We start from the raw sequence: 12,627 nt of genomic DNA on the forward strand, positions 1-12,627 counted from the left end.
GCGAAGGCCAGCCAGTGCATGCCGGTCAGAGTCGAGGCCAGACGCTCGTAGTCCCTGGAAAGACGCTTGAAGTGTGCTGCCCAGCCAAAGCTGCGTTCCACCACCCAGCGGCGCGGCAGCAGCACAAAGCCCTTCTTGGCTTCCGAGAGCTTGACCACCTCAATTCTGATGCCGTGCTCCCGGCCCTGCCGTGCCGCCTCTGCTCCAGCACAGACCAACCGGCGTTGGTGGCCTCGATCTCGTAGAAGCTGGTTCGTCCGATCTTTGATGGTGAGGAACAGTACGTGTTGGGACCAACTGATCATGAAAGGGTTTCCCAATTTTCGAAAGCGGCTTCTCGGAAATTGCCAATTGGTCAGACGGCGTCTGACCTTTTTGGATTGCCCCAGATTTCCCAATAGCCTGCTGGGGGAGCTCGTTGGCGTCAGATTTGCCAGAAGCCTTCTGACAAATTGAGGTAACCTTGTGTTGCCACTCGATGAAGAAGTTCCGCATGGCCTGAAGATTCGACCGCGAAAATCCTCTCCCAAAACTCCTCCGTCAGCACCGCAGGGCATTGCAAAGGACAGTTTCACGCCACACGGCCTCACCCATAGGCCCGCACCTCGACAACTCGCGCATGGTCGAGGCCGTGGGTGGCCGTGATGATGAGGCGCAGGGCGGTGACAGGCCCGGCGATGGCCGACAAGTGCTTGCGATGCCTCTGGTGGTTGTTTTGGATGGACTCGACGGTTTGCCAACCGGTGGGCGTTTCGACGCTAAGCTCGTAGTCGCTCACCGTTTCCGGCTGCGGCTGGCCCCAGAGCATTTTTTGCGTGTAGCCGTCGGCTTGTGACAAAGTCAAAAGACGATGCAAACCGGTGTCGAAGGTCAAAACGACCTCGCGGAGCATCACAGGCTTGTTCCAGCGGATTTCGAGTGTGGCGGGCAGTTCGCAGCTCATCCAGCGATGCAGGCCGGGCTGCAAACGATCATGAGGGAGTTTGGAAACGATGCGCGTGATGCCACTGCGGATCATCTCAGGGCTGCATTTGTCTTGTTGGCAGGAGAATGACGGCAGGAGAATCTCAGAATCCATTCTTCTGCCCCCATTCTCCTGCCAGTTGGATTGGTAAGAAGAGGCCGTGATCTGTCCGGCGGTGCGCACGAGGTCGAGCGGGTCTGCGTTCGAGACGCCGATCAGGTAACAGTCATCGCGCAGGAGTTGTTGCTGGATGGCGTGGACGAGTTTCACATCGGCGGCGATCTCGGCGGGGAGAACGTTTTGCTTCAAAGCGAACGCTGCGGCAGTGCCAACACCTTGCCCGACGACGGCGCAGGTGGCCATGACGCGGGTGGAGGCGAAGGCGATGTGCGTGGCGGAGATGTTGCGACCGGCGAACATCAGATTGCGCGGGCCGATGGAGACGCAGCAGCGCAGCGGGATGTCATAGATGAAGGGCGGATGATGCTGCGTGCAGGGCGGCAGCTCCGGCGCGTCCACGCCCTCCGGCGGATGGGTGTCGATGGGCCAGCCGCCATAGGCGATGGCATCAGGAAAGGCGCGAGACGTGAGCAGATCGCCCTCTGTGAGGATGTGCTGGCCAATGAAGCGGCGGCTCTCGCGCTTGCCAGGCACGAAGCCGATCCACTCCAACGCCCAGTGCGACGCGTCGATGTCCGAGTGGTTTTTGACGAAGTTCCACACACCGAGCGTGATGGCGAGCAACTCATCGCGGATGCGTTCGTTGTCCTTCAGCGTGTCCAGACAGCCGCCCCACTCGATCCACCAGTAGCCGTATTCGAGCCCTAGATCCAAGCCGCTTTGGCCGTAGGGCCGCAGTTTGAAATCATCCGTACTGAAGCGCCTCGCCCACGGCGGAGCCTCAAACGGCATCGGGCGGTCGTGTTTGCGTGCCTGGAACATGATCGACGAGCCTAGCGTCTTCGCATCCGCATCGCCCTGCGCCAGTGATTCGCCGAACTGCGCCTGGCTCTCGCGTCCGCGCATGAACGGCGCACCCGCCTCGATGCCGAGTCGGCCATCGCCCGTGCAATCGACGAAGGTTTTCGCGCGAATGATGAAGGCGTCCTCCGTGGACGGCCGTTCAGCACGCACCTCGCGAATGAGGCCGTCCTCCACCACCGCGCTGACGACAATGGTGTTGAGATAAAGCGTCAGGTTCGGTTCGCGGCGGCATTTGTCGTAAAGCAGTAGGTCCATGAGCGCGGGCGAGCGCTGCGGATTCTGCACGGCGAGATCGAGGCGCAGTTCCTCGATGATGCCGCCCTCACGCAGCTCGTTTTGCAATTCCTCGCCGCCGCTGAGGCCGGTGGCACCGACGATGTGCATCCGCACCTCGCTGCTCGCATTGCCGCCGAGCACGCTGCGGTCCTGGCAAAGGATCACGCGAGTGCCGAGACGTGCCGCTGCCAGCGCACAGCACACGCCCGAGATGCCACCACCTGCCACGAGTAGATCCGTTTCGAGTGTGTGGATGGTCACGGGCATGGCGCGTCAGATTTCGACCGCCGCGCGGGCTGCTTTCATGCCATTGGAGACGCAGCGGAAGTCGCTGATCACATTAAAGAAGCGGAAGCCCATGTCGTGGTAGCCCTTCACCTGCTCCGGTGCGCAGGGAATGGCCGCCACTTTGCCGTGACGTGCACACGCATCAGCCACGCTCTGCAAAATGGCCCGCACTTCAGGATCATCCGTCATGCCGAATTTTCCAAGGCCCAGCGTGAGATCAGCGGGACCGACAAACAGCACATCCACACCCGGCGTGGCCGCGATCTCATCAATGTATGGCACCACTTCAGGCTCCTCGATCTGCACGACGAGGAAGTTCTCGTCATTTGCCTTCACCAGATATTCCGCAGGCGGGATGCGGCCGAAATCCGCCTCCGCATGAATGCCATCGTAGCCGCGCGCACCGAGCGGCGGAAAATTCATCGCCCGCACCACCTCGTGTACCTCGTCGGGATGTTTCACGCGCGGCAGCATGATCCCCCGCGCACCGGCTTCGATGAGATGAAGCACGTCCGTGTAGTTCGACGGCTTCACGCGGATCAGCGCATCCGCTCCGCCGAGCCGACATGCCTGGATGAGCGCGTAAACCATCGATGCATCCACGCGCTTGTGCTCCAGACAAATCCACACGGCGTCAAAGCCGGATGAGGCGATCATTTCGACCAGCTCGGGATCGGTGTAGCAGGACTTCGCCGTGATGACGGTTTCACCAGCGTGGATTTTTTGGAGGACGTAGGATGGTTGCATACGCTCGTTCAGAGAGCCTTGAACGGGCGGCCATGTCAAGGCAAGCCGTGCCTGGTCAAACGGGGCGCACGCCCGTCATCACGTTAGGGCTTGAACACCGCGATCTCTTTCGCGGAGGCAACGTCCCAGGCGCGAACGATGCCGTCTTCATCACCGCCGAGGATGAGATCACCGGCCCGATTGGTCGCGAGTGATTGCAGAAAGCTGGTCGAGCCGGGAAGTTTTTTCACCTCGCCGCCATCGCTGGTGATGAGGCGGAGCTTGGTGTCACCGGCGCTGGTGGCGATCTGATCAGCCGCCCCGAGGTAGCGGATGCCGGTGACTTCTTTGTCCCAGCCATCGACGTTCTTGCGGCGGTCGCCGGTGGTCCAATCCCAGACTTTGACGACGTTGTCCGCGCCGCTGCTGGCAAGCATGCGGCCGTCCGCGCGCCACGAAACGCCCAGCACATGATGCGTGTGGCCTTCAAAAACCTTCACGACTTTGCCGGTGCTCAAATCGGTGATGCGCACGGCCTTGTCGGCTCCGCCCGAGGCGAGGAGCTTGCCATCGGGCGTGAAGTCGAGCGCGAAGACGCTGTCGAGATGACGCTCGGCATAATCCTTGGTGAGCTTGCCGGTTTCGATGTCCCACAAGGTGATGTCGCCGCTGCGCGAAGGCTCGCCGCTGCCGATGGCGAGTGTTTTGCCATCAGGGCTGAAGGCGATGCTGTTGGCGCGGTCGGTGATGAGTGATTTCCCATCCCCCGTGCCGAAGGCGCGTTCAAGAATCCAGGTGGTGCTCGTGCTGCCGGATGCGATGGGTTTGCCGGTGACGGTGCTCCACGCGAGCTGCGGGCCGGCATCGAAGATGGCGATCAATTCGAGGCCGTTGGGTGAGAATTGCAGCGCCTTGGCCTTTTTCATGGAGGCGGCGAGCGCCTTGGTGGCGAGATCACGCTCGGCGTTCGCCTTCTCGGATTCCTTCTTCACGACCTCGAGACGTGCTTTGGCATCCAGCACGGTCTGTTTGGCCTTCTTCTCGTTTTCGGTGACGAGTTTGATTTCGTTCGCGGTGTCGGTGATGGCGGCCTCGCCGCGTGTGAGGGCTTCCTGGGCCAATTTGAGGTCGGTGGCGGCTTTGTCAGCCTTTTCCTTGGCTTCGGTCTGCTTTTTCAGCATCGCGTCATCCACCTTCATTTTCGGCGCGGCAGCGATTTGATCGGCGATGGCCTTCAATGCCTTGTCGGCGGCGGCTTTGGCATCCTCCTTTGGCTTCACGGTCTTCTTTTTCTCTTCGAGGCCCGCTTTGGCGAGTTCGATAAGTTCAGGTGTCGTCTTCGGATCGGCAGCAGCGATGGCGGCCTCGGCTTTTTTGAGAACCGCCTGGGTCTGGGCGAGATCCGCAGCAGTCTTGGCGGCGATGGCTTGAGCCTCCGCCTGCTTTTTGGCGAGGGCTTCATCCGGCTTGCCCGCAGAAGCTTGCGCGATTTGCGCATCGAGGTCTTTCGCGGCCTTGTCAGCGGCGGCGTGGGCGTCCTGCTTGGTCTTCAGGTCCTTCTTTTTGTCCTCAAGGCTCTTCTTCGCGAGTTCGGCGAGTTCGTTGGCTTTCTTCAAACGGTTCGTCTGTTCGGTGGCATCGGTCTCGGCCTTTTTGATGGCTTCATTTTGATAAGCGACCTCCAAAACGGCGCGTGAAGCTGCAAGCGTGCGCTGCGCCACGGCCTGCTCGCCGACGAGGTCGGTCTTGACGTGCGAAATGAGCTTCCCACCTGCGGTTTCAGTGATCTTGATCGAGTTGTCAGCCTCCTGCGTGGCGGTGAACTTCGGATGCGTCGGCACGAGCGCGACGGCGGGCTTGTTTTCGCGTTTCCAGAGCTTCACCTCGCGGAAGCTGCCGGTGGCGAGACGGGTTCCATCGGGGCTGAAGGCGAGAGATTGCACGACATCGCGATGCGCGACTCCGGGCTGCTTGTAGAGGCCGGATTTGAGCAAGGTTTCGTCGGTGAGCTTGGTGACGAGACTCTGCGTTGGCAGATGGTAGATGCTGATTTGATTGGCGCGCGCGGCGGCGGCGAAATCGCCCTGCGATGTGACAGCGATGGCGAAGATAGTCTGCAACCCCGGTGGCAATGGTTCCCAGGAAATGATGACCTCCCGTTTCGGCGAGGCTTTCGCGCCTTCATCGATCCAAGCTTTGAAAAGCGCGAGCTGTTCGGTGGTGAGGTTCACCGCGCCCACTTTGTTGCCCTTCGGTGGCATCTCAGAGTCCCAGGTATGCGCCGCAGCCTGGTACATGATGCTTTCCGCGCCTTTGCCAGGGATGATGCCCACGTCCGTCTCGCCGCCCTTGGTCATCAACTCCGGCGTCTCCATGTTGAGGCCGCCTTTGGTCGTGGTCTTGTTATGGCAGGCGATGCAGTTGTCCTTCAGGAAGGGACGAACCTGTGTGTCGTAATCAATCGGGGCCGCAGATGCGGCGATGACGAACGACGAATAAATAATGACGGATGGAATGATGACTTTCATTTTTTGGCGGCCTCCTTCACGCGGATGCGGATGGGATTGGAATAGACGATGAATGTGGCCTCTTTGGGCGCGGCTTTGGCGGTGAGGTCTTTGACGAGCTTGTCGGCAGTGGCTTTGGCGGTGTCGGCGGCTTTGACTGCGGCGGTGGCCGCTTTGACGAGTTCTGCTTTCTTCGGCGTGGCGTCGGCGTTGGCGGCGTCGAGCTGCTTTTTGGCGACCGCTTGAGCCTCGACGGCTTTTTTGGCATCGGCTTCGGCGGCGGTGAGTTCTTCGACTCCACGACGCATTTTCATCTTGGCGGGGCCTTGGAGAATGATGCCGTAGTCGCCGGGGGCGAGCTTGAGGGTCTTCACATCGAGTGTGAATTTGCCATCGGCTGCTTTGGCGGCGATGTCGGCCTCGGGGGCTTTGGTGACGTCTGCGATGAGGCCGAGGACTTTCAATTTGAGAGCGTCGGTGAACTCGGCGTGGCGGGTGACTTTGAGGGGGATTTCGAGTTTGGCGTCGGCGGCGACTTCGAGGATGTCGGTTTTCTCGGTCTGGATGAAGGCGGGCGCGGTTTGCGTGCTCACACCGAGGGCGGGAGCGCCCGAGGTGCGGTAGAGCGGGCTTTCTTTGGTCATGTCGGTCACGTTGTAACTGACGAACTGGCTTTTGGAGATGCCGCTGAGCACGCTGGCCCCTGCGGGAGCATCGGCCGCGGCTTGAAACGCGATGTAGCCGAGAGACTGGGCTTTGCCAATGAAGCCGCCGAGGCAAGTGACGCCTGCGGGAAGGTTCTCCGCCTTCAATTCGATGGCTTCGCTCAAAGCGTTGCGGTTCGGCGCGACAACTTCGAGCGCGGCGATGCCGTTGCGCGGGACGTTGGAGCTGCCGGACTCGGCGGTCTTGGTTTTCGCTCCGGGCAGGATGGGATTGATGGCGATGAGCGCCGGGGGTTTGGGCGCTTCTTTGAGGATGCGCAGCTCAAACGGATGCGTGGAGCCGAAGGCGTCGTTCAGCGTGAGGCGAAAAGTGCCGTCGGCCTTGGCCTCGTAGGCGTAGGAGGGATCGCGGTTGAGCACGGCGAGACTCGGCGCGGGTGTGATGGCGGGCGCGTCAGCGACTTCGGCCTGCGCGGTAAGTGTGCCGTCGGCCTTGAGGTTCTCGATGACGAGCTGTGGATCGGTGGGATGGCCGAGTTGATGCGAATGGACCTCGATGATGAATTTCTCGCCGGTTTTGAAGGCGAGATCGAAGCTATGAGCAGCACCGAGCGGCAGGAAGGCATCTTGAATGGTCTGACCGATCTGAACGGGACGCACAGGGCCTGCTTTGCTGGCGAGACGGGCCGGAGGCGGTGTGGTGCTGAGTGTGACGCGGTAGCTGTAGTCATCGCCGGGGCGGAACATGAGTTCGTTCAAGCGGAGGCGATAGGTGGCGTCGGCTTTCGCTGTGAAGGTGAGCACGCCATCGCGCATGCGGGCGAGTTCGCGGCCGGTGGGCGCGCTGACGGCGGCGAGAAGCTCCGTGCGCGTGTCGAAACGACGCCCATTGAAAGTAGCGGTGATCGTCTGGCCGTTTTTCGCGTCGAAGGTGAACCAGTGCGGCGCGGCGGACTTGAAGGCGCCCTGGATGACGGAATTCAGCACGACTTTGTGCGCTTTGTCGGCCTTGGTGTTCGTGCCGGGAGATTCGACGGTGTCGAGCGTGCTGATTTCAAACACACGCGGATTGGAGACGCCGTAGCGACCGACGAAACGAAGATCGTAGAGCGCAGGCTTCAGGTCGGCGGGTAACGCGAGGCTGACGACGTTGGGCTTCGGGCTTTTGACGGGAATCGAGCGTTCGTTGAGCAGAATCGCAATGGGTGCATCGAGATCAGTGCCGCGAAGCGTGAGTTCGACGGTCGCGCCGGCTTTGGAGCCGAGTGGAGCGATGCCGGTGAGCGCGGGCGTGGGGAATGTGGCCTGCGAGAACGCTGAAGCAGCGCAAGCGACAAGGATGAACGGAACGATATGAAATGCAGAATGGCAGCGAGACATGGAACGAGTGTTCATGGGCGTTTGGCAGGTCCTGAGTTGGATTTTGGAAGGCGGATGAGGGCATCCGCGCTCCGCATGAAGCGGCGCTCTCGATCAATGATTGAAGAGGAACTCCTTTGTGTTCAGCAGCGCCCACAAGATGTCCTCATAGGCCTCTTTTTTGCCTTTGAAGGCCTCGTCGCCGGTTTTGCCGGTGGTTTTCTTGTCGAGATGCGCGTGGGCGAATTTCACTTCGTCGGCGTTGGGTTCGCGGCTGAGGGCGATGTGGTAGAGATCGGTGATCTTGTCGTCGTCAGGTCGGGCGTCCTTGGTGAGCACGTCGGCGCGTCCATTGCCTCGGGAAAGCTGGGTTTGGATGTCCGCGGCGTTCAGCAGGTGCAGGCTCTGCGCAAGGCTGGCCTCCTGCGTGCGCTCGCATTCGCAGGCGCTGGAGGAATCAGGACGACCGAAGACGCTGAGGAAGTAGGTGCTTTGGTTGTAGCTGTTGTCAGGCAGCGCGACGGCGCGGGTTCCAGGAGCCTGACCGGCGAAATTGCTTTCGACATCAAGCAGCGTGTTCACGGCATCGTAGAGCACCTCGGCATTGAGGCGCTTTGGATAGTAGCGGCTGAAGTTCTGCCGGTCCTTGGCGTTGTGCGCGTTCGGCACGGCGCTGAGCTGATACGTTGTGCTCGTGACGATGGTGCGAATGAGCTTCTTCATGTCGTAGCCGCTTTTCACGAAGTCGGCGGCGAGAGCGCTAAGCAATTCGGGATTCACGGGCGGATTGGTTTCGCGCATATCGTCCTCCGGCTCGACGAGGCCGCGATTGAAGAAGTGCTTCCAATAGCGGTTCACCAGCGTGTGGGCGAAGAAGGGATTGTCTTTCGCGCTCATCCATTCAGCGAGGGCGTGACGTGGGTCTTGTTCGGGTTTCAGCTTCAAAGCGCTGCCGCCGAGGCTGGTGGGCATGACGTTTTCCTTGGTGCGGATGTTCTGCGTCTGAGCGATGCCGCGTTTGTGGAAGATGGTCTCCTCACCGATGAAGGTGGACGGTTTGCGGCTCACGTTGCTGAAGAAGGCAGCGAAGCCGTAGTAGTCCTGCTGGCTCCATTTCTCGAAGGGATGATGGTGGCACTGCGCGCACTGCATGCGCGTGCCGAGGAAGAGCTGCGCGACGTCCTCCATCTGCTGCTTCTGCTCCTTCACCTGCCGATACCACGCGACGGGCGGGTTCTGTTCGAGGTCACCTGCGGCGGCGACGACTTCACGAACGAACTGGTCGTAAGGCTTGTTGTCCGCGATGCTGTCGCGAATCCATGAATAGAAGAGATAGCTGCCACGCGCGAAGGTGGGCTGCGTACGCTGGTTGCGAAGCAGGGCGCTCCATTTGTTGGCGAAGTATTCGGCGTATTCCGGGCTGTCGAGCAGGCGGTCGGTCAGTGCGGCACGTTTGTTGGCATCTTTGGAGGCCATGAAGTCCTTCATCTCGGTGGCGGTGGGCAGGCGTCCGGTGAGATCGAGCGTGAGGCGGCGGACGAAGGTGCCGTCATCGGCCAAATCGGAGGGTGGCATGCCGATGGTCTTTAATTTCGCGAAGACGAGATCGTCCACGAAGTTGCTTACGGGCGGCAGTTTATCGACAGGAGCACCCAGCGGCACGGTGGCACGGAAGGTCGAGACTTTGCCCTGGTAGCGAACCATCACGGCGACATCGCCCGGCAGATCAAAGAGCTGCACGCGGCCGGTCTCGGTCGTTTCGGCCATTGCTTTCTCGTTCGCTTCATAGAGAGCGCGTTTGGTGACATCGCGTGTGCTGCCATCGGTGTAATGAGCGGTCACTTTGAGCTGCTGCGCGCCTTTGAGCGGCATGGTGAGCTTCGAAGGCTCGACGCTGATGCTGGCCATCTTCGGATCGGTGTCCTTGCCGTAGGGCATGCCTTCGCGAATCCAGCGGGTGATGTCGGCGTAGTCCTCGGAGTTCGGATCAAGCTTCTTGCCGCCACCGTGGGGCAGTTGAGCGGTGCCCTTCGTCAAAAGCAGGCTCTGCTCCGGCGATCCCGGAAACACACGCCGGCCACGGGCTTCCTTCACGATGTGCTCATAGTCCTCCTGCGGCTCAAAGCCGAGCAGCGAGAGCTTGAAGCCATTCTGCCCGCCCGATTTGCCATGGCAGCCGCCGCTGTTGCAACTGCCCTTGGTGAGGATGGGAACGATGTCGTTCGCGAAATTCAGCGGACGCGGTGCATCGGCAGCAAAAGCCGAGGAAGACGCGAGGGCGGCGAGGAGGGTGAGGCGTGGCAGGTTCATGACGGCGAGAACCTACGGGCTGAGAATGGGAATCTTGTCGGCGTAAGTCGCTTCGCGACATCTTATTCAAACCAGCTCCGCCATCGGCAGATTGCCATCCACGAGATACTGCGGCCTGCCGGTCAGATCCGTGAGCGTGGCTTTGGTCACGTCGATGCCCATTTGCTTGTAAAGCGTAGCGAAGACTTCGCCGAAGGCGACGGGGCGGTCGGTAGGTTCGCCGGCGTGCTTATCGGTAGCACCGATGACCTGACCGTGGCGCATGCCGCCGCAGGCGAGCAACGCGGAGGCGACACGCGGCCAGTGATCGCGGCCGCCTTTGTCGTTGATCTTCGGTGTGCGGCCGAATTCGCCCCAGACGACTACAGAGACATCCTGGTCGAGACCACGCTCGTGCAAATCGGTGATGAGCGCGGTCAATCCAGCGTCGAGCAGCGGCAAATCCTCACGAAGCTGGCCGAAGTTGTTCGAATGATAGTCCCAGCGGCTGAAGGCGAGCGTCACGACACGAGCACCGGCTTCCACGAGACGACGGGCCATCAGGAAGTGGCTGGTGAGGCGCGGACCACCGTCGTCGCGGTTGCGGTTCTCGCCTTTGCCGTAGCGCTCGACGATGCGCGGGTCTTCGCGGTTCAAATCAAGCGCGTGAAGCAGCTTGGGGCTCGTCAGCACATTAAGCGCCTGTTCATTGAAGACATCCACACCGCCCATGAGGCCGGTGGCGTCGAGATCGCGGCGCAGATTGTCAAAACTGCTCAGCAGCGTCTTGCGGTCGCCGAGACGGTCGAGTGTGATGCCATTGAGCGACATGTCCTCCGTGCCGCCGCCGCGATTCGGCTGGAAAGGCGCATGTGCGACGCCGAGGTAACCCGGCTCGCCCGTGCGGGCCCAGGGCATGTGGCCCATCTTTGGCGCGAGCCCAACAAACGCGGGCATGGCCGGATTTACACTGCCTTCGAGCTTGGAAACGATGGAACCCATCGACGGCCAGCCGCCGGGCGGCTGGCGCTTCGCGCTGCGTCCGGTGAGACACTGGAAGGCATCGTGGCCGCTGTCGCAGTCGGCCAGCGAGCGGATGAGCGTGCATTTGTCCATCATCTTGGCGAGACGCGGCAGATGCTCGCAGATTTGGATGCCGGGGACGTTGGTGGAGATCGGTTTGAACTCGCCACGGATCTCGCTCGGCGCATCCGGCTTCAAATCAAACATATCCTGATGCGACGGACCGCCCGGCAGGAAGACCATGATCACCGCCTTGTGCGACTTGCCCGCTTTCTGCGCTGCTTCGGCGCGCAGCACATCATTCAACGTCAACCCGCCCATGGCGAGTCCGCCGATTTTGAGGAAGTTTCGACGCGACACACCATCGCAGAAGCCGCCGCTGGATTTGGAATAGATTGAGAGCATGACCGCAAACCTACGCGGGCAGTGACAGCTCTCTTGCCACGACGGCGTTGAGTTCAAAACATGAGCGGACTGATCGGACACACCATGTATGGCATCCTCGCGGCGAAAGCGGCGAAGGGACGCGGCCTACCCATCACATCGATCATTGAGCGGCATCTGCCGAGCTTCCTCTGCGGCGCGTATCTCGGCTGTGACATCCAGGTGATGCCGGAAGCTGTGTGCGTCGATACAGGACGGGCGGTCGGCTTTGGCACCGTGCCGCTGGAGAAAAGCCCGCTCACCAGTGGCGCGGTGAGGCCGTGGGTGCTTGTGCATGACGGGCAGATGTATCGTCCCAGGCAGATTCACGAGCTGTTCTATGGCCGTGCACATCTCGTCTTCGGCTGGGCCAAGCCAGACGTAAGCCTCCGAGTGCCGTGGGATCATCTCGCGGACTACTGCGCGCTCGCGATTCGCGATGACATGACCTCCGAGCGTGGTCTGGCTTACGCGCTGGGCTGGATGGTTCACATTGTCGGCGATTCGTTGATCAAGTCGATCCAGCCCGGCATTCATATGCATTTGCTGGATGGCGTTTACACGCCGCGAAACCGCATCGTGCAGGATCAATTCACGTTTCACACGATTGGCGGTGAATTGGGCATCGACTGGCCCAAAACCTTCCGCGACATGGCCGCGACGCCGGTGGAGGCGATCCAACCGCACTACATGCGCATCGGCGAAAAGCGTGGAAAACTCGCCGAACTCTTCGACGAAGGCTGGAAGTCCGAGTTACAGCCGCTACTGGCCGCCGTGCTCGCCGAGAACCGCCGTTGGCTGCCGCGCCATACCGAGGACGTGCTGCGCGTAGTGCAGCGTGACAGTGAAGAGGCGAAACGCGTCAGCGGCGGCCTGGAGCATGAAAAGATGATCCAAATCGCCGAGGCAGCGGGCATGCGACAGACGCTGGTGACGATTGCCGAGAAGTGCACTGATTTGATCGAGCAGGTGGTGATGCAGGTGCCCGAGTGGCGTGGATTGAAGCGGAAACCGGATGACGAGTGGGATGCGCTGAAGAGCAAATGGCACGACGAATGACTCCAAAGTGGCCCGCACAGTCCTCTGTGCAGTGCTCCGCCATATTACATCGTGCCGAATGTCC

At 60.9% G+C, this 12,627-nt stretch carries 7 protein-coding genes and 1 pseudogene; 1 reads left to right on the top strand and 7 read right to left on the bottom strand.

All coding sequences use genetic code 11. From position 1 onward, the window contains the following. From ACILSI_RS19310 to ACILSI_RS19340, 7 genes and pseudogenes are all read right to left on the bottom strand, one after another. A pseudogene (locus ACILSI_RS19310) lies at nt 1-206 on the bottom strand (transposase); the annotation flags it as partial. Nucleotides 207-586: 380 nt separating this feature from the next. Then, a complete protein-coding gene (locus ACILSI_RS19315; protein WP_395723546.1) occupies nt 587-2,491 on the bottom strand; it encodes an FAD-dependent oxidoreductase in 1,905 nt (634 codons plus the stop codon). Between the two features lie 6 nt (nt 2,492-2,497). Beyond that, nucleotides 2,498-3,259, bottom strand: coding sequence for an HpcH/HpaI aldolase/citrate lyase family protein (locus ACILSI_RS19320; protein ID WP_395723547.1), 762 nt, complete (start codon nt 3,257-3,259; stop codon nt 2,498-2,500). A gap of 83 nt (nt 3,260-3,342) precedes the next feature. Beyond that, nucleotides 3,343-5,766, bottom strand: a complete 2,424-nt coding sequence (locus ACILSI_RS19325) for a c-type cytochrome domain-containing protein (RefSeq protein WP_395723548.1) — start codon at nt 5,764-5,766, stop codon at nt 3,343-3,345. Next, the gene (locus ACILSI_RS19330) at nt 5,763-7,805 is read right to left on the bottom strand and encodes a hypothetical protein (protein ID WP_395723549.1); all 2,043 of its coding nucleotides are present in this window, start codon (nt 7,803-7,805) and stop codon (nt 5,763-5,765) included. The genes ACILSI_RS19325 and ACILSI_RS19330 overlap by 4 nt, the downstream gene beginning before the upstream one ends. A 78-nt stretch (nt 7,806-7,883) precedes the next feature. Beyond that, nucleotides 7,884-10,079: a DUF1549 domain-containing protein gene (locus tag ACILSI_RS19335; protein WP_395723550.1), complete on the bottom strand. Its 2,196-nt coding sequence runs from the start codon at nt 10,077-10,079 to the stop codon at nt 7,884-7,886. A gap of 66 nt (nt 10,080-10,145) precedes the next feature. After that, nucleotides 10,146-11,486, bottom strand: coding sequence for a DUF1501 domain-containing protein (locus ACILSI_RS19340; protein WP_395723551.1), 1,341 nt, complete (start codon nt 11,484-11,486; stop codon nt 10,146-10,148). Nucleotides 11,487-11,546: 60 nt separating this feature from the next. Here ACILSI_RS19340 and ACILSI_RS19345 point away from each other — a divergent pair, with 60 nt between their 5' ends. Next, nucleotides 11,547-12,563 (top strand): hypothetical protein, encoded by a 1,017-nt coding sequence (locus ACILSI_RS19345; RefSeq protein WP_395723552.1) that lies wholly within the window; start codon nt 11,547-11,549, stop codon nt 12,561-12,563. The last annotated feature ends 64 nt before the right edge of the window (nt 12,564-12,627 follow it).

This window comes from Prosthecobacter sp. (genome assembly GCF_044232965.1).
In the GTDB taxonomy this organism is placed as follows: Bacteria; Verrucomicrobiota; Verrucomicrobiia; order Verrucomicrobiales; family Verrucomicrobiaceae; genus Prosthecobacter.